This window comes from Arthrobacter sp. TJ-58, from assembly GCF_058269295.1.
In genome coordinates this window covers 15,880-33,644 of sequence record NZ_JBZCNM010000006.1, presented here as the reverse complement: position 1 = coordinate 33,644, position 17,765 = coordinate 15,880, and the positions used below count along the sequence as shown (strand labels likewise).

At 63.4% G+C, this 17,765-nt stretch carries 15 protein-coding genes and 2 tRNA genes; 15 read left to right on the top strand and 2 right to left on the bottom strand.

The window, feature by feature from the left end; translation table 11 throughout:
* Window positions 1-249 precede the first annotated feature (249 nt).
* The 12 genes from dnaA to AC4D2W_RS15340 all read left to right on the top strand — a co-directional run bounded on the left by dnaA (window position 250) and on the right by AC4D2W_RS15340 (window position 13,273).
* Window positions 250-1,671, top strand: a complete 1,422-nt coding sequence (gene dnaA, locus AC4D2W_RS15395; RefSeq protein ID WP_490927789.1) for a chromosomal replication initiator protein DnaA — start codon at window positions 250-252, stop codon at window positions 1,669-1,671.
* A gap of 563 nt (window positions 1,672-2,234) precedes the next feature.
* The gene (gene dnaN / locus AC4D2W_RS15390; protein WP_490927788.1) at window positions 2,235-3,359 is read left to right on the top strand and encodes a DNA polymerase III subunit beta; all 1,125 of its coding nucleotides are present in this window, start codon (window positions 2,235-2,237) and stop codon (window positions 3,357-3,359) included.
* A 48-nt stretch (window positions 3,360-3,407) separates the two neighbouring features.
* On the top strand, window positions 3,408-4,361 hold the full coding sequence (gene gnd, locus AC4D2W_RS15385; protein ID WP_490927787.1) for a phosphogluconate dehydrogenase (NAD(+)-dependent, decarboxylating): 954 nt from the start codon (window positions 3,408-3,410) through the stop codon (window positions 4,359-4,361).
* Window positions 4,362-4,439: 78 nt separating this feature from the next.
* The gene (gene recF, locus AC4D2W_RS15380) at window positions 4,440-5,624 is read left to right on the top strand and encodes a DNA replication/repair protein RecF (protein ID WP_490927786.1); all 1,185 of its coding nucleotides are present in this window, start codon (window positions 4,440-4,442) and stop codon (window positions 5,622-5,624) included.
* The gene (locus tag AC4D2W_RS15375) at window positions 5,608-6,195 is read left to right on the top strand and encodes a DciA family protein (RefSeq protein ID WP_490927785.1); all 588 of its coding nucleotides are present in this window, start codon (window positions 5,608-5,610) and stop codon (window positions 6,193-6,195) included. Before recF ends, AC4D2W_RS15375 begins: the two co-directional genes overlap by 17 nt.
* 255 nt (window positions 6,196-6,450) lie before the next feature.
* Complete coding sequence (gyrB, locus tag AC4D2W_RS15370; RefSeq protein WP_490927784.1) at window positions 6,451-8,517, top strand: DNA topoisomerase (ATP-hydrolyzing) subunit B; 2,067 nt, start codon at window positions 6,451-6,453, stop codon at window positions 8,515-8,517.
* Between the two features lie 57 nt (window positions 8,518-8,574).
* Window positions 8,575-11,205 (top strand): DNA gyrase subunit A, encoded by a 2,631-nt coding sequence (gyrA, locus tag AC4D2W_RS15365; RefSeq protein WP_490927783.1) that lies wholly within the window; start codon window positions 8,575-8,577, stop codon window positions 11,203-11,205.
* The gene (locus AC4D2W_RS15360) at window positions 11,202-11,714 is read left to right on the top strand and encodes a DUF3566 domain-containing protein (RefSeq protein WP_490927782.1); all 513 of its coding nucleotides are present in this window, start codon (window positions 11,202-11,204) and stop codon (window positions 11,712-11,714) included. The genes gyrA and AC4D2W_RS15360 overlap by 4 nt, the downstream gene beginning before the upstream one ends.
* 130 nt (window positions 11,715-11,844) lie before the next feature.
* A tRNA-Ile gene (locus tag AC4D2W_RS15355) sits at window positions 11,845-11,918 on the top strand.
* Between the two features lie 45 nt (window positions 11,919-11,963).
* Window positions 11,964-12,083 carry a DLW-39 family protein gene (locus tag AC4D2W_RS15350; protein ID WP_490927781.1) on the top strand — a complete coding sequence of 40 codons (120 nt, stop codon included), beginning with the start codon at window positions 11,964-11,966 and terminating at the stop codon, window positions 12,081-12,083.
* A gap of 67 nt (window positions 12,084-12,150) precedes the next feature.
* Window positions 12,151-12,223: transfer RNA gene (locus AC4D2W_RS15345), tRNA-Ala, on the top strand.
* Between the two features lie 135 nt (window positions 12,224-12,358).
* Complete coding sequence (locus AC4D2W_RS15340; protein ID WP_490927879.1) at window positions 12,359-13,273, top strand: DMT family transporter; 915 nt, start codon at window positions 12,359-12,361, stop codon at window positions 13,271-13,273.
* Window positions 13,274-13,349: 76 nt separating this feature from the next.
* Here the strand turns inward: AC4D2W_RS15340 and AC4D2W_RS15335 are convergent, their stop codons facing one another.
* Window positions 13,350-14,345, bottom strand: a complete 996-nt coding sequence (locus AC4D2W_RS15335) for a hypothetical protein (protein WP_490927780.1) — start codon at window positions 14,343-14,345, stop codon at window positions 13,350-13,352.
* Window positions 14,346-14,516: 171 nt separating this feature from the next.
* Between AC4D2W_RS15335 and AC4D2W_RS15330 the strand changes: the two genes are divergently transcribed.
* On the top strand, window positions 14,517-15,059 hold the full coding sequence (locus AC4D2W_RS15330; protein ID WP_400930145.1) for a peptidylprolyl isomerase: 543 nt from the start codon (window positions 14,517-14,519) through the stop codon (window positions 15,057-15,059).
* Window positions 15,060-15,273: 214 nt separating this feature from the next.
* Complete coding sequence (locus AC4D2W_RS15325) at window positions 15,274-15,990, top strand: rhomboid family intramembrane serine protease (protein ID WP_490927779.1); 717 nt, start codon at window positions 15,274-15,276, stop codon at window positions 15,988-15,990.
* Between the two features lie 499 nt (window positions 15,991-16,489).
* On the opposite strand, the gene AC4D2W_RS15320 is transcribed toward AC4D2W_RS15325, so the two are convergent.
* A complete protein-coding gene (locus tag AC4D2W_RS15320) occupies window positions 16,490-16,741 on the bottom strand; it encodes a cell division protein CrgA (protein WP_400930139.1) in 252 nt (83 codons plus the stop codon).
* 220 nt (window positions 16,742-16,961) lie between these two features.
* Between AC4D2W_RS15320 and AC4D2W_RS15315 the strand changes: the two genes are divergently transcribed.
* Window positions 16,962-17,765 (top strand): class E sortase, encoded by an 804-nt coding sequence (locus AC4D2W_RS15315; RefSeq protein ID WP_490927778.1) that lies wholly within the window; start codon window positions 16,962-16,964, stop codon window positions 17,763-17,765.

Below are 17,765 nucleotides of genomic sequence, written 5' to 3'. Positions count from 1 at the left end.
CTGTTCATACAGTTCTATCCACACCTGTGGACAACTCGTCCCAGCATACCCGCCCACAAGGTGGTGTGAGCCCGGTCCCAGAGGCTGTCCACAGCCGGAATCCAGCTACCACGGGCGTAAATCATCCCTTAGGCTAGGCCTCGGGTGTTTTATCCACCAACTGTGTATAAGTCTGTGGATGAACCGCCGGAAACCCGCTCGGGCTTCCAAGTTATCTGAGACCGCTGAGGGCGATCACGAGAGGTTTTTGTGGGCACGGACGAAATCAACGACGTTGGAAGTTCCTGGCGCAAGGTCATTCGGACCCTCGAGACGGACGACCGCGTCTCTCCCAGGCAGCGCGGATTCGTGGTTTTGGCCCAGGCTCAGGGCCTGATCGGAACCACTCTGCTGGTGGCTGTTCCCAACGAGCTCACCCGTGAAGTCCTGCAGACCCAGCTCAAGCACATCTTGGACGAGGTCCTGCGCGGAGTTTTCCAGGCCGACATCCAGTGCGCCTTCGTTATTGACGCCGACATGTTGCCGGCGGTGAAGGCCGATCCTGCACCCGAGCCCGAGCAGCCCGCCCCCAGCCCCGTTCCCAGCGGTGAGAGCGGCGCGCCTTCTCCGACTCCGCCAAGCACCTCGCAGGAGTTCGGCCGGCTGAACCCCAAGTATGTCTTTGAGACCTTCGTTATCGGCTCCTCCAACCGCTTTGCCCACGCGGCTGCCGTGGCCGTTGCCGAAGCACCGGCCAAGGCCTACAACCCCCTCTTCATCTACGGCGACTCCGGACTGGGCAAGACCCACCTCCTGCACGCCATCGGGCACTATGCGCGCCACCTGTACACCGGCATCCGGGTCCGGTACGTAAATTCCGAAGAATTCACCAACGACTTCATCAACTCCATCCGGTACGACGAAGGCGCCAGCTTCAAGCAGCTCTACCGCAACGTGGACATCCTGCTCATTGATGACATCCAGTTCCTGGCCAACAAGGACGCCACCCAGGAAGAGTTCTTCCATACCTTCAACGCACTCCACAACCACAACAAGCAGGTGGTGATCACCTCCGACCTGCCGCCCAAGCAGCTGTCCGGATTTGAGGAGCGCATGCGTTCGCGGTTCGAGTGGGGCCTGCTGACGGACGTCCAGCCGCCGGAACTGGAAACACGCATCGCGATTCTGCGCAAGAAAGCCATCGGCGACAGCCTGAGCGCTCCCGATGACGTGCTGGAGTACATTGCCTCCAAAATCTCCACGAACATCCGCGAACTGGAAGGCGCCCTGATCAGGGTTACCGCTTTCGCGAGCCTGAACCGCCAGCAGGTGGACGTGGGGCTGGCCGAAATTGTCCTCAAGGACCTCATCACCGACGACGGCGCCCAGGAAATCACCGCGGCATCCATCCTGGGACAGACCGCTGCCTACTTCCAGATCAGCCTCGAGGAGCTGTGTTCCAAGTCCCGCACCCGGACCCTGGTAACCGCACGGCAGATCGCCATGTACCTGTGCCGCGAGCTCACGGACATGTCCCTGCCCAAGATCGGTCAGGAGCTGGGCGGGCGCGATCACACCACGGTGATCCACGCGGACCGCAAGATCCGGGAACTGATGGCTGAACGGCGGGCCATCTACAACCAGGTGACCGAGCTGACCAACCGAATCAAGCAGCAGCAGCGGGAAGCATAATCCCCGCCGTTGCGGGGATGCAGAGCCCCGCAGGGGCTCGAAATTAACATTTGTGGACAAGGGTGTGGATAACCCGGTGGATAACTTCTAATTAGCGGCGCTTCCCTGTGGATACGCGGAACTCCAAAAAAGTTCCCCACAACCCATACCGGACGCTGCAGCGCGAACCCACAGGTTATCCACAGGCAAAACAAGCCATGACGCCGCGATCGGCTAGGTTATCCACAGTATCCACAGGAGTTATTAACACTACGAACCTTAAGAAATTCGGTTCCACCAAATAACATCTGACCTTTCCGGACCAAGCACGCCAAGACCTCGGGAAGAACATCCGACGTCTTTTGAGGGATGGGCGGTGGCCTGCCGGGGATACCTGCTGCGCCGTGCATCCACGGCGGGTCGGGCGCTAAGCTGGCACAGAGTATTGTTGTCCTTCGCGGCCTGTCCCTGGACGGTGTCCGAATGCGGCGCAGCTGCGGCGCCGCAGCGCCGGCGATGCTCCCTCACTTGTCATGAAGATTCAGTTGTACTGAAAAGTACGTTGTGAAAGGCGGCACCCTGCTGTGAAGTTCAGAGTTGAGCGGGATGTCCTGGCCGAAGCGGTTACATGGACAGCGCGTTCCCTCTCGCCCCGTCCTCCGGTTCCGGTTCTGTCGGGCCTGCTAATCAAGGCGGAGAGCGGATCACTGAGCATCGCCAGCTTCGATTACGAGATCTCGGCGCGGCTCCAGATCGCAGCCGACATTGCCGAAGAAGGCACTATTTTGGTTTCCGGCCGTCTGCTGGCCGAAATCTGCCGCAGCCTGCCTTCCGCACCGGTGGAAGTTGAAACCGACGGTTCCAAGGTCACCCTGACCTGCCGCAACAGCCGCTTCAACCTAGCCACCATGCCCGTGGCCGAATATCCGGAACTTCCGGCGCTGCCCGAGGTGAGCGGCGTCGTCGACGGTGATGCCTTTGCCCAGGCGGTCTCCCAGGTCATCATTGCCGCCAGCCGGGATGACACCCTGCCCATCCTTACCGGAGTCCGGATGGAGATCGAAGACGATCTCATCACTTTCCTGGCCACCGACCGCTACCGCCTGGCCCTGCGCGAGCTCTCCTGGAAGCCGTCTACGCCGGGAATCTCCACCAGCGCGCTGGTGAAGGCCAAAACACTCAACGAAGTGGCCAAGACCCTCGGCGGTGCCGGGGACCTGAACATTGCCTTCTCAGATGACAGCGAGCTGATTGGCTTTGAGAGCGGCGGCCGCCGCACCACCTCGCTGCTGGTGGACGGGGACTACCCCAAGATCCGCTCCCTCTTCCCGGACAGCACTCCCATTCACGCAACGGTCGAAACCAGTGCACTGGTGGAAGCCGTGCGCCGCGTTTCCCTGGTGGCGGAGCGAAACACTCCGGTCCGCCTTGCCTTCACTGACGGGCAGGTCACCCTGGACGCCGGTACCGGTGAGGACGCACAGGCGTCCGAGGCGCTGGAAGCATCCCTGATCGGGGATGACATCACCGTGGCCTTCAACCCGCACTACCTCAGCGAAGGCCTGAGCGCTTTCCCGAGCAGATACGTGCGTTTTTCGTTCACGACGCCGCCCAAGCCCGCTGTACTTTCCGCCCAGGAAGAGCTCACCGGCGATGACCGTGAAGACTACCGCTACCTGCTGATGCCGGTCCGGTTGCCCAACCAGTAGGGCGCGGCGCGGAAGCCCGGCCGCGGAGAACAGAAAGAGGAACCTGCCATGCACATAGGCCTCATTGGACTCGGCAAAATGGGTTTTCACATGCGCGAACGCCTGCGCCGCAACGGCATTGACGTCACCGGCTTCGACCGGAATCCGGTCACCAGCGACGTTCTGTCGCTGACGGAGCTGGTGGCGGACCTGCCCTCGCCTCGGGTGGTGTGGGTCATGGTTCCTGCCGGCGACATCACCGACGCGGTGATCAGCGAACTGACCGAAGTGCTGTCGCGGGGCGATCTGGTGATCGACGGCGGCAACTCCCGGTACGACGCCGATATCCGCAACGCGGAAAGACTCGCCCTGAAAGGGATCCGCTTTATGGACTGCGGGGTTTCCGGCGGAGTCTGGGGCCAGGAGAACGGCTACGGACTGATGGCAGGCGGCGCCGACGAGGACATTGCCCTGGCGATGCCGGTCCTGGACGCGCTGCGTCCGGAAGGGGACCGGGAGCGCAGCTTTGTCCACGCCGGCGGGGTGGGCGCCGGCCACTACGCCAAGATGATCCATAACGGAATTGAGTACGGCCTCATGCAGGCCTACGCCGAGGGGTACGAGCTGCTCAGCGGCAAGGACATCATCACCAATGTGCCCGGAATCATGCGGGCCTGGCAGGACGGCACCGTCATTCGGTCCTGGCTGTTGGACCTGATGGTCAATGCCCTCAACGAGGACCCGGAACTGAGCCGTATCGCCGGATACGCGGAGGATTCAGGCGAGGGCCGGTGGACGGTGCAGGAAGCTGTGGCGAGCGGAATCCCCGCTCCGGTCATTACCGCGGCGCTCTACGCCAGGTTCGTTTCCCGGCAGGACGATTCCCCGGCCATGAAGATGGTGGCCGCGCTGCGGAACCAGTTTGGCGGGCATGATGTTCGGCCCTCGGGCAGCGGGGTTCCGCCGGTGCAGGACACCCCCGCTCCGCCGGCGGCCGTGGACGGAACCGGCAGCCCGGAGTAGTTCGCAGCAGTAGGGTGGAAGCACAGGAAAGCGCACAGCGCACGAGGCACTCGAAGGGCAGGACAAAGGTGGACAGGCTTGTACATTGATTACCTTTCCCTGACTGGATTTCGCAGTTATCCCCAGCTGGATCTGGAGCTGAAGCCGGGGGTGACCGTGTTTGTAGGCCCCAACGGAACCGGCAAAACCAACATTGTCGAGGCGATCGGCTATTTGGCGTCCCTGTCCTCCCACCGGGTCAGCACCGACGCACCCCTGGTCTCCTTTGACGCAGAACAGGCCCTGGTCCGGGCCCGGCTGGTGCGCGGAACCCAGCGCACCAGCATCGAACTGGAGCTTAATCCCGGCCGGTCCAACCGCGCCCGGATCAACCGGGCAAACCCCGTGCGTGCCCGCGACATTCTGGGCATGTGCCGCACCGTTCTGTTTGCTCCGGAGGACCTTGCCCTGGTCAAAGGGGATCCCTCAAGCCGGCGCCGGTTCATTGACGACCTGATTGTTTCCCTGGTTCCCCGGCATGCCGCTACCCGCAGCGACTATGAGCGTGTCCTGAAACAGCGCAATGCGCTCCTGAAATCAGCCCGGGCTGCCGGACGGTTCACCTCCTCCCATGAAGCCACGCTTGAAGTCTGGGACCAGCACATGGCTGCGGCCGGCGCCCGCCTCCTTGCAGCCCGGCTTGAGGCCCTGCAGCGGCTGCAGCCCCACATGCAAAGCGCCTATCAGGACCTGACGGACGGCAGCAAGGCAGCCCGGGCCGTCTACCGCTCAACGCTCCAGGGCGCAGTGAACGACGACGGCGCCGTCGTCGGCGATGCGGACCCCGAGGAGCTGTACGGGCTCGCCGAACCGGAACTGGCGGAGCGTTTTATGGCTGCCTTTGTCGCCAACCGCCGCCGTGAAATTGAACGCGGTGTCTCTTTGGTGGGGCCGCACAGGGATGATCTGGAGCTGGTTTTGGGCCAGGCTCCGGCCAAGGGATATGCCTCCCACGGCGAAACCTGGTCCTTTGCCCTGGCGCTGCGCCTGGGTACGTACTATTTGCTCCTCAGCGATGACGACAGCCCGGGCGCCGGGCCCATCCTGATCCTGGATGATGTGTTTGCCGAGCTTGACGTCCAGCGCCGCAAGCGCCTCGCCGGAATTGTTTCCGGGGCAGAGCAGGTGCTGGTCACCGCGGCGGTGGCCGGAGATATTCCGGAAGCCCTGGCCGGGGAACTGATCACCGTGGTTCCCGGAGGCATCAGTGTTCCCGCCCTCTGACAAACGCGAGTTCGGCGGACTGCCGGCCGATGATGTCCCGGCCAGTGCCCGGGAAACCGGCGAGCCCGAAGAAATCCGCCAGGATGCCGCCCAGGCGCAGTTGAACCGGATGCGCCAGGCCGCGCAGGCGCGGGGAAACTCACGGATTTCCCCGAGCCGGCGCAAGGCCGGGCAGCGAAAAGCGGCCTTGCCGTTCGTCCCCGGGGAATACACCGGACGGGACCCGCAGGGCGTGGGCAAGGTCTTCAACAGGTTCGTCAGTGAACGCGGCTGGAATTCGCCCGTGGCGGTGGGCTCTGTCATTTCCCGCTGGGAAGAACTGGTGGGTCCCGAAGTCAGCGCGCACTGCAAACCCGAGTCCTTCTCGGACACCACTGTCCAGGTGCGCTGCGATTCCACGGCGTGGGCCACGCAGCTGCGGCTGCTGCGCAGTTCCCTCATCAGCCGCTTTGATGCTGAACTTGGCTCCGGCGTCGTCACGAAGATCGAGGTCATCGGGCCGGCGGCGCCCAACTGGCGCAAGGGCCTGCGCACTGTCAAGGGGCGCGGCCCGCGCGACACCTACGGGTAGGAAACAGATGATCCGCGGCACGAACGCGTGCGCCGGGCCGCACTGGCCCAGCGCCGTTCAGCGGCTCTGGGACCCCTCCGGTCATATCCGGACTTAGACACGGGGCTGGAGTGGGCTCAAAACCTGCTTTAGTGGCCGCTTAGGGGGTGTTTTGGGCCGGATTGACCCCGCAACACGGTAGAATTGGAAGTTGAGACGCCTGTTCTGGGGAGCGGCGCCAAAACTGACCAACACACTGAGGAGTCGACAGCACCTGTGGCTAACGACAATGAGATGGACAACGCTGAGGTAACGCCGAAGAACCAGGGCGACGCTGAAAAGCCCACTCCGCACGAGTACGGCGCCAACGAAATTACCGTGCTGGAAGGTTTGGAAGCGGTTCGGAAGCGTCCGGGCATGTACATCGGGTCCACCGGGCCCCGCGGGCTGCACCACCTGGTGTACGAAGTTGTGGACAACTCCGTGGATGAAGCGCTGGCGGGCTACTGCGACCGCATCGACATTACGCTTCAGGCCGACGGCGGCGTCAGGGTCAGCGACAACGGCCGGGGCATTCCGGTGGACATGCATCCCACCGAAAACATGCCCACCGTTCAGGTGGTCATGACCATCCTGCACGCCGGCGGAAAGTTCGGCGGCGGCGGGTACGCGGTGTCCGGCGGCCTGCACGGCGTGGGTATCTCCGTGGTGAACGCCCTTTCGGCCCGGGTGGAAACCGAGATTCGGCGGCAGGGTTTCGTCTGGAACCAGAGCTTCGCCGACGGCGGACACCCGGTGGGAGGACTGCGCAAGGGCGAGCCCACCGACGAGACCGGCACCACGCAGACGTTCTATCCCGACCCCTCGATTTTCGAAACCACGGAATTCGATTTTGAAACGCTGCGGGCCCGCTTCCAGCAGATGGCCTTCCTGAACAAGGGCCTGCGCATCATCCTGACCGATGAGCGGACCGTTGAAGAAGAAGCCGAGGAAATCGCGGAGTCCCCGTCCGAAGAGGGAACCGAAACCGGCCCCAAGCACCGCGTCGTGGACTACATGTACAAGGACGGGCTGCTGGACTACGTCAAGTACCTGAACTCGTCCAAGAAGTACGAAGCCATCCACGACGACGTCATTGCCTTTGAAACCGAAGACAATGACAAGAAGATGGCCGTGGAAATGGCACTGCAGTGGACCACTGCATACTCGGAAAGCGTGCACACCTACGCGAACACCATCAACACCCATGAGGGCGGTACCCACGAAGAGGGTTTCCGCGCCGCCATGACGTCGCTGATCAACCGGTATGCCCGCGAGAAGAACATCATCAAGGAAAAGGATGACAACCTCACCGGCGATGACATCCGCGAAGGCCTGACCGCCGTCATTTCCGTGAAGCTGGCCGAACCCCAGTTTGAGGGCCAGACCAAGACCAAGCTCGGCAACTCCGAGGTCAAGGGTTTTGTCCAGCGCGTGGTCACCGACCAGCTGGGCGACTGGCTGGAGCGCAACCCGGGCCCCGCACGCGACGTAATCCGCAAGTCCATTCAGGCTTCCCAGGCCCGTCTCGCGGCCCGCAAGGCCCGCGAATCCACCCGCCGCAAGGGCCTGCTGGAATCCGGCGGAATGCCCGGCAAGCTCAAGGACTGCTCCTCCAAGGACCCGTCCAAGTCCGAAATCTACATTGTGGAGGGTGACTCCGCAGGCGGCTCCGCCGTCCGCGGCCGCAACCCGGAGACCCAGGCCATCCTGCCGCTGCGCGGCAAGATCCTGAACGTGGAGCGTGCCCGCCTTGACCGTGCGCTCGGCAACGCCGAAGTCCAGTCCATGATCACCGCCTTCGGAGCCGGCATCGGCGAAGACTTCGATGTGGAGAAGGCCCGCTATCACAAGATCGTGCTGATGGCCGATGCAGACGTGGACGGCCAGCACATCACCACGCTGCTGCTGACGCTGCTCTTCCGCTACATGCGCCCGCTCATCGAAAGCGGCTATGTCTACTTGGCCATGCCGCCGCTGTACCGGATCAAGTGGTCCAACCACGCCCACGACTACGTCTACAGCGACCGCGAACGCGACGAGGTTGTGGCCCGCGGCCTGGCCAACAACCAGCGCCTGCCCAAGGACAACGGAATCCAGCGCTACAAGGGTCTGGGCGAGATGGACTACACCGAGCTCTGGGACACCACCATGGACCCCGCCCACCGCACACTGCAGCAGGTCACCATGGATGACGCCGCCTCCGTGGACCAGATTTTCTCCGTCTTGATGGGCGAGGACGTTGAATCCCGCCGCAACTTCATCCAGCAGAACGCCAAGGATGTGCGCTTCCTGGACATCTAGGACCACGCCACCCCTGCGCCCGCGGATTCACAAAGCTTTTGAAGAACGGAACAACCAATGAGTGAAGAAACCCTCTCAGACCGGGTTGAACAGATCGATCTGCAGACAGAAATGCAGCGGTCCTACTTGGACTATGCCATGGCGGTCATCGTCGGGCGTGCCCTCCCGGACGTGCGCGACGGCCTGAAACCCGTCCACCGCCGCGTCCTGTACGCCATGTTCGACGGCGGCTACCGCCCGGAGCGCTCCTTCAACAAGTGTGCCCGCGTGGTCGGCGAAGTCATGGGCCAGTACCACCCGCACGGTGACTCGGCCATCTACGACGCCCTCGTCCGCCTGATCCAGGACTGGACCATGCGCTACCCGCTGGCCCTGGGCCAGGGCAACTTCGGTTCCCCGGGCAACGACGGTGCAGCCGCACCGCGGTACACCGAAACCAAGATGGCCCCGCTGGCCATGGAAATGGTCCGCGACATCGACGAGGAAACCGTCGATTTCATGGACAACTACGACGGCCGCAACCAGGAACCCACCATCCTGCCCGCGCGCTTCCCGAACCTCCTGGTCAACGGTTCCTCCGGCATTGCCGTGGGCATGGCCACCAACATTCCCCCGCACAACCTGCGCGAGGTGGCCGACGGTGTCCAGTGGTACCTGGAGAACCCCGAGGCACCCAACGATGTCCTGCTTGAGGAACTGATCCGCCGCATCAAGGGCCCGGACTTCCCCACGGGCGCCACCATCCTGGGGCACAAGGGCATCGAAGACGCCTACCGCACCGGCCGCGGCTCCATCACCATGCGCGCCGTTGTCAACGTGGAGGAACTTCAGGGCCGCACCTGCCTGGTGGTCACCGAGCTGCCCTACCAGGCCAACCCGGACAACCTCGCGATCAAGATTGCCGAGCTGGTCAAGGACGGCAAGGTCTCCGGCATCGCCGACATGCGCGACGAGACCTCCGGCCGCACCGGTCAGCGCCTGGTGATCGTGCTCAAGCGCGACGCCGTGGCCAAGGTGGTGCTGAACAACCTCTACAAGCACACCCAGCTGCAGGAAAACTTCGGCGCCAACATGCTGGCGATCGTTGACGGCGTGCCCCGCACCTTGAGCCTGGACGCGTTCATCCGCCACTGGGTCACCCACCAGTTGGAAGTTATCGTCCGCCGCACCCGGTACCGGCTGCGCAAGGCCGAAGAAGTGGCGCACATCCTCATCGGCCTGCTCAAGGCCCTGGATGCCCTGGATGACGTCATTGCGCTGATCCGCCGCTCCACCACGGTCGAGGAGGCCCGCAACGGCCTCATGGGCCTGTTGGACATCGATGAACTGCAGGCCCAGGCCATCCTGGACATGCAGCTGCGCCGCCTGGCCGCCCTGGAACGCCAGAAAATCCAGGACCAGCACGCCAAGCTGCAGCTCGAAATCGCAGAATACAATTCCATCCTGGCGTCGGAAGCCCGCCAGCGGCAGATCGTCAGCGAAGAGCTGCGCGAAATCGCGGAGAAGTACGGCGACGACCGCCGCACCCACATCGTGATGGGCTACGACGGCGACATGAGCATGGAAGACCTGATCCCCGAAGAGGAAATGGTCGTCACCATCACCCGCGGCGGCTACGTCAAGCGCACCCGCAGCGACAACTACCGCCAGCAGGCCCGCGGCGGCAAGGGAATCAAGGGGGCGCAGCTGCGCGGCGACGACGTCGTCGAGCACTTCTTTGTCACCACCACCCACCACTGGCTGCTGTTCTTCACCAACCTGGGCCGGGTTTACCGCGCCAAGGCCTACGAACTGGCCGAAGCAGGCCGGGACGCCAAGGGCCAGCACGTGGCCAACCTGCTGGCCTTCCAGCCGGATGAGCACATTGCCCAGGTCCTGGACCTGCCCGGCTACGATGCCGCTCCCTACCTGGTGCTCGCCACCAAGCGCGGACTGGTGAAAAAGACCCGCCTGGAGGATTACGACACCAACCGGTCCGCCGGCGTCATCGCCATCAACCTGCGCGACGGCGACGAGCTGGTTTCAGCCCAGCTGGTCTCCGAAACCGATGACCTGATGCTGGTCTCCCGCAAGGGCCAGTCGCTGCGCTTCACCGCCACCGATGATGCCCTGCGCCCCATGGGCCGCGCCACCTCCGGTGTGACCGGCATGAAGTTCCGCGAAGACGATGAACTGCTGGCCGCCGACGTGGTCACCGACGACTCCTACGTGTTCATTGTCACCGAGGGCGGCTACGCCAAGCGCACCGCGGTGGACGAATACCGTGTCCAGGGCCGCGGCGGACTGGGCATCAAGGTGGCTAAGTATGCAGAAGACCGGGGCCACCTGGTGGGGGCCATGATTGTCCAGGAAGAAGACGAAGTCCTGGTGGTCATGCAGGGCGGCAAGGTTGTCCGCTCCTCCGTGGCCGGGGTTCCGGCCAAGGGACGCGACACCATGGGTGTTATCTTCGCCAAGCCTGATAAGAACGACCGGATCATCGCGGTTGCCCGCAACTCCGAGCGTGACCTGGGCATCGATGAGACCGACGACGACGACGCTGCCGGGACGCCTGTTCCTGATGCCGGCGACGGCGGCCAGCCCGCGGACGGAGCGTCTGTAGGCACCGGTGCCGATGAAGTACCGTTGGCTACAGACACAACGGCTGAGCATGATGCACAGCCGACAGACGATGGAGGTAACGAGTGAGCTCGACCAACTCAAATCCCAGGTCGGCGTCGAGCACAGGACCCCGGGTGAAGACACCCGCACGCCCTGCCCAGCGCCCCGGAGGTGGTCAAAGCGCCGCCCCGGTGAACCGGCAGCCGCTCGTGAAGCCCGCTCCCAAGGCCAAGGCCCGTAAGGCCCGCCTCCTGGTCAGCAAGATAGACCCGTGGTCGGTGCTCAAAATGTCCTTCCTCCTGTCCGTGGCACTGGGCGTGGTAACCGTGGTTGCCGCGATCGTGCTCTGGACTGTGCTGGACCTGACCGGCATCTTTGACCGCGTGAACACCATCCTCGGTGAGATTGCCGGCAGCGAATCCGGCGGCTTCGACCTGCGGGAGTTCGCGTCCCTGGGACAGGTGGTCTCCTTCGCGACCATCATCGCCGTGGTCAACGTCCTGCTCTTGACGGCCCTGTCCATGCTCGCCTCCGTGCTGTACAACATTGCCTCCACTCTGGTGGGCGGCATCGGCGTGACGCTGACGGACGACTAAAAAGCGGATTATTTACCGATTTCTGTCCGGCCGCTGCCCTCAAAAGAGCCGGCCGGACAGAAATTTGGATTCCGATTTGGGATCCCGGCAGAGGTGGGGTAAAGTTTTATCTCGGCCCGAGAAGGTATCGGGGCGCATAGCTCAGGCGGTTAGAGCGCTTCGCTGATAACGAAGAGGTCCCAGGTTCAAGTCCTGGTGCGCCCACGGAACATCACTGAAAGGTGATGCGCCACCAAGCAAGGAGGCACTGTGAAAAAGTTGCTGGCAGTAGCTGCAGCGGCAGTTGCAGGAATCTTTGCGGTAAAAAAATGGCAGGAAACTGCCGCGGAGAAATCCGTTTGGAAGTCTTCAACCGACAAGGTTGACTGATTTCCTTTTGAATTAGTCTGGTTCCACCGCAGGTCAGGGTGGGTTATACTGGATGAGTTCACATTTCGGGGGCATGGCGCAATTGGTAGCGCACCTGCTTTGCAAGCAGGGGGTTCGGGGTTCGAGTCCCCGTGCCTCCACCGAAAGAAAGTCCCAGCCGATTGGCTGGGACTTTCTGCGTTAACCGGACCGCGTCAATGCCCGGAACCGCCCTCCGCGCCAACCCCCCGGAGCAGTGGCCGCCGGCGCCCCGCCGGTCCTCTATTGTTGCTCTGGTGACCGTTTTCCTCGCCGTGATCGGCGTTCTTGGTGTTTCAGCATCCGGCCCCATCATGGCAGCAACCGCCGCCCCGGCCCTGGCCATTGCGTTCTGGCGGAACGCGCTGGGAGCGGTGGTGATGGGTGCTCCCGCTGTACTGCGCAATCCCCGCGGATTCTCCCGGCTGACCCGGGCCGAGAGAAAATGGATCCTGATCGCCTCGATTGCCCTTGCCCTGCACTTCGCCTGCTTCATCACGGCCCTGAAGCTCACCTCGGTGGCCGCCGCAACGGCCCTGGTGTGCCTGCAGGCGGGCTGGATAGCCCTCTTCAACCTGTTCCGCGGCATCCCGGTGGCTCCGCGCGTCCTGGCCGGGCTGGGAGCCGCGCTGGTCGGCGTCGTCGTCATTACGGGATTCGACCTTGCCCTCTCCCGCGAAGCCCTGCTCGGGGATCTGCTTGCAGTGGCCGGCGGTGCGCTGGCCGGGCTCTACACGATCGCCGGAGGCAAGGCCCGGGCCACCCTGAGCACCGGAACCTACACCTCCCTCTGCTACGGGCTCTGCTCAGTGCTCCTGCTGCTGCTGTGCGCAGTTTTCCGTCAGCCGGTGGTGTCCTTCGAGCCCGCCGCCTGGCTGGGAATACTGGGCGTCACCGTGGTGGCACAGCTGCTGGGCCACAGCGTCTTCAACCACCTGCTGGCCGTCATTTCACCGCTGGTGGTCTCCATGATCATTCTGCTGGAAATCCCCGGTGCGGCGATCCTGGCCGCCGTTTTCCTGCAGGAGCAGCTGCCCGCCGGCACCTACGGCGGACTGGCCCTGATCCTGGCGGGCCTCGCCGTCGTCGTCACCGGGCAGGGACGCCGTGCCGCCAAGACCGAGGCATTGCCGCCGGCACCTCCCGCCCTGGGCGGGGACATCGAAGCGTAGCCTTCCGTTCCATGCACAAAGGAGGGCCCCCGCAAAAGCGGGGGCCCTCCTTTGGTGTTGCTTTGGTGCTGGCTGGTTACTCGGCGGTCTTATCCGTCGGCTTTTCAGCGTGTGCGCCGGACTTCTTGGCGGTGCCTGACGTCTTGGCAGCATCGGAGGCCTTGGAAGCGGCTTCCTTGCTGTGCTTGGCGGCTTCGGCAGCCTTTTCGCCGGAACGTGCTGCTGCGCGCTCAGCGGCTTCCTTGATGCTGGCCACGGTGTCCTTGGATTCCTGAACGGATTCCTTGCCGTTGGAGGCAGCCTTGGCGGCCGGAGTCTCAGGCTTGGGCGCTGTGGGAGCGGTTGCTGCGGCTGCCTTGGGTGCAGCAGGGGCAGCAGGCGCAGATGCAGCCGACTGGGCCGAAGCGGGCTTCGGCTCCGGAACCTTGATGGTTTCGGGCTTCGCCGGCGCCGGGGTCTTCCAGGGGTCCTCAACCGGACGCGAAGCGCGCCACGCGGCAACACCTGCAGCCACGGCTGCTGCAAGGATGCCGAAGATCAGCCAGCCCTTGCCGCCGCCCTTCTGGTTCTTGCGGGCTTCCTTGGCGGCCTGAGCGGCTGCCTTCTGTGCCTTCTTCAGAGCCTTCTTGTTCCCGGTAACCTTGGCAACAGCCGTCTGCACCGGAACGGAAGCGGTGCCGAGCGTACGCGTCACCGTGGTGGAGGCATCACCAATACGGGTGGAGAGGGTGGGAATGTAGTCGTCCACAACCTTGTCCCGGGCGCCGGTGATCACCGGAGTGGCGCGGTCCAGCGTGTGCTGGATACGGGGAGTGGCTTCATCCACCGCCTGGCTGATCTTCGGGCCAACCTTCTGCAGACCCTCCTGGATGCGGGGAGTAACCGTGGCTACTCCGGCAGCGACGCCGTCGCCGGCTCGCTTGATGCCTTCCTGGATCTTGGGCGAAGCGGTTTCAATGCCCTTTTCGATGCGGGGCACTGCCCAGTCACGCGCGGCCTCCACCTTCGGTGCTGCCCAGTCACGTGCCGTTTCTACGCCTGCAGTGACATTGGCTTCAAAGTCACGCGACATGCGGTCCTTCTTCTTCAAAACTACCTCCCGGGATAGTGACGGTTCATCCTTACACTACGTTGACTTGGCTGCTGCGGGCTATTGACGGGCTGGGCGGGGCGGACTTTTCACTGTGCGCTGAACCTGCCGAATTCCGCCCGCCAGCCGCGCCGCCATGGAAGAATGAAGCGTATGACTGCTATTCCTACCGCAATTGCGACCATCCACACGTCCATGGGCGACATCAAGGTCAACCTCTTCGGCAACCACGCGCCCAAGACGGTAAAGAACTTTGTTGGCCTGGCCACCGGCGAAATCGAGTGGACCGACCCGGCAACGGGAGAGAAGACCAGCCGGCCGCTGTACGACGGCACCATCTTCCACCGCATCATCAAGGACTTCATGATCCAGGGCGGCGATCCCCTGGGCCGCGGCACCGGCGGACCGGGCTACCAGTTCGACGACGAGATCAACCCGGACCTGGACTTCTCCACCCCGTACAAGCTTGCCATGGCCAACGCCGGTGTGCAGATGGGCCGCGGAACCAACGGATCCCAGTTCTTCATCACCTCCGTCCCCACCACCTGGCTGCAGGGCAAGCACACCATCTTCGGCGAGGTTGCCGATGAAGAGTCCCGCGCCCTGGTGGACCAGCTGAACGCCGTCGCCACCGACATGCGTGACAAGCCGGCCGAGGACGTCGTCATCAACAGCATCACCGTCGAACAGCTCTAAACCCCTTGACGATGCCCCGGCCGGATGACCCGGCCGGGGCCTTTCGTCCATCTGGCCTCATTTTCTTGGGAGTACCGCAATGTCATATGGAGTGCCTGCTGAAACTCCGGCCTCACAGGTCCCCGTCTGTCCGCGCCACCCCGACCGGGTCAGCTATATCCGCTGCCAGCGCTGCGGACGGCCTGCCTGCCCCGAATGCCAGCATGCAGCGCCCGTGGGAATCCAGTGCGTGGACTGTTTCCGGGAGACCCAGCGGAAGTCTCCGGCCTACCGGACGCCCTACGGCGGAAAGGTGGCCACCGGAAAGCCAGTAGTCACCATCACCCTGATGGTGATCTGCGCTGTGTTCTTCGTGGTCCAGTTCCTCTATCCGCCGTTCACCTACGCGCTCTGGTACGCCCCGGTGTACACCGGCATTGAGCCATGGCGCATGCTGACCTCAGCTTTCCTCCATTCCCCCGGCGGAATACTTCACATTGCCTTCAACCTGTATGCCCTGTGGTTCCTGGGCCAGGGGCTGGAACCACAGCTGGGCCGGCTCCGCTTTGCTCTGCTGTATCTGATTTCCGCACTGGGCGGATCGGTGGGTGTGCTGCTGCTCAATCCCATCGTCCAGCCCGTGGTTGGGGCCTCAGGGGCGATCTTCGGCCTCTTCGGCGCCCTGCTGGTGGTGCTGCTCCAGCGGCGGGCCAGCGTCCGGTCGGTGCTGATCCTGCTGGCCATCAACTTTGCGCTGGGCTTCTTTGTCCCCAACATCGCCTGGCAGGCCCATCTGGGCGGACTGCTCACCGGTGTTGCGTGTGCGGCCGTGCTGGTCTTCGCGCCCAGAGGCAGGAACCGATCGCTGGTGCAGTTCGCCGGCTTGGCGGCAATTGTGGTGTTCCTGTGTGTCTTTTCCGCAGTGCTGGCTGCGGCTAAGGGCCTGGTGTGAGGCTTTTCTTCCCCGCGCCGCGGGCCGTAAGCGGTGCGCTGAAACCCTGAGCTGTTATCCACAGGGATACCCACAGTGTTAATAACTTAGCGGGCCGGGATGCTGATGCTCCCGGCCCGCTTCGCTTGTCCGGGACGAAACCGGCGCCGCTTAAGGGGTTCCGGCCCGCCGGTGAAACATGCGGACGCCCGTCAGGGGAGTTCGCCCAATGTCCAGGCGAGCTGTCTCTCTGTCCTCCGCCGGAAGTTATCCACAGGATGGTACGCGCGCTGTGAACAGGTTATCCAGAGGCTAAACCAAGTTACACACATGTAATTCCACAGCTGTGGATAACTGTTGCTCCCGTGTTTCCGGCGTTTTTGCAAAGCGAGCCTGCAAAGTTACACACACCTGTGGATAACTCTGTGCACAGTGTGTGCACAACCTTGGCGTTAAGAGGAGGCCCCGCACATCGCAGAGAGATGAGCCTGGGCGGGTGTACTAACGGAGAACTGTTCCGTCAGCGCCAGCGGGTGGTCATGAGGAAGCCAACGATGGCCACGCCGAAGCCGACGAGGATGTTGCCGGCGCCGAGCGCCGGAACCGGGTACTCACCCTGGGAAATGTAGAAGACGATGATCCACAGCAGACCGATGATCATCAGGCTGAACATGACCGGCTTGTACCAAACCGGATTGGGCTTTGGTGCCGAGGAAGCCTTGGGCGCGGGAGAGGCGGCGGCGGGCTTCTTGCGGGATTTCGATTCAGGCACGGATCCTCCTAGGAACCGGCTCTCGAGACGCCGGCATGTACGGTCATGGCGGGGCCACGGTGCAGTGGTGCCTTTCCGGACCCTGGCCCGGCTGTATCCTGACTGGGGGCTGCCACCGCACCTGGCTGTTTCCCTTGTACTCATCGTAGCGAATGGCGGGAGTCCTGCGTGTCGCCTGAGCAACAGCCGCAGACATAGGCTGCATAAAGAAAGGGGCCTCTTGGCTACCTCCCGAACGGCACCCCCTGCGCCCGCAGACCCCAAGGGCCGACGGCGCCGGCCCGCGCGCAGCCGCGGCCAGTTGGTCGTCCAGATCCTCGGTGAGCTGCTCATTACGCTCGGACTGCTCCTGGTGCTGTACGTGGCATGGGAACTCTGGTGGACCAATATCGACGCCAACCGCAAGCAGGACCAAGCCGTGGGACAGCTCTTCGAGCAGTTCGATGCGCCCGTGGCTCCTGCCCCCGAGGCCCCGGCAAGCCCTCCCGATTACGGAGACCCCGTTGTCCTGCCGGCCATCGAAACTGAAGGCCAGACCTTCGCCGTGGTCTACGTCCCCCGCTTCGGAGAGACCTATTCACGCCCCGTTACGAGCGGCGTGGGAACGTCCGTGCTGGATACCCTGGGGCTGGGACACTATCCCTCCACGGCCATGCCCGGAGAGGTGGGCAACTTCGCGCTGGCCGGACACCGGCAAACCCACGGGCAGGTCCTGGACGCCATTCATACCCTCGTCCCCGGGGATAAGATTTATGTGCAGACCAAGGACGGCTATTACACCTACGTCTACCGAAACAACCAGATAGTCCTGCCGGACCGCGTGGATGTTATTGCGCCGGTGCCCACCGAACCGGCAGCTGTGCCGACGGAACGCTTCCTCACCCTCACCAGCTGCAATCCGAGGTTCGGTGCCCAGGAACGGATTATCGCCTACTCGGTGATGGAGTCCTGGCAGCCGCTGTCTGCCGGGCCGCCGGCTGAAATCGCAGCTCAGGTTGCCCACAACGCGGAAGGTGCAGGCTAA

Bases quoted from the DNA above. Each gene is read 5' to 3' on its own strand.
- gnd (WP_490927787.1), top strand. From the start codon at position 3,408: ATGCACATAGGCCTCATTGGACTCGGCAAAATGGGTTTTCACATGCGC.
- gyrA (WP_490927783.1), top strand. From the start codon at position 8,575: ATGAGTGAAGAAACCCTCTCAGACCGGGTTGAACAGATCGATCTGCAG.
- AC4D2W_RS15335 (WP_490927780.1), bottom strand. From the start codon at position 14,345: ATGTCGCGTGACTTTGAAGCCAATGTCACTGCAGGCGTAGAAACGGCA.
- AC4D2W_RS15330 (WP_400930145.1), top strand. From the start codon at position 14,517: ATGACTGCTATTCCTACCGCAATTGCGACCATCCACACGTCCATGGGC.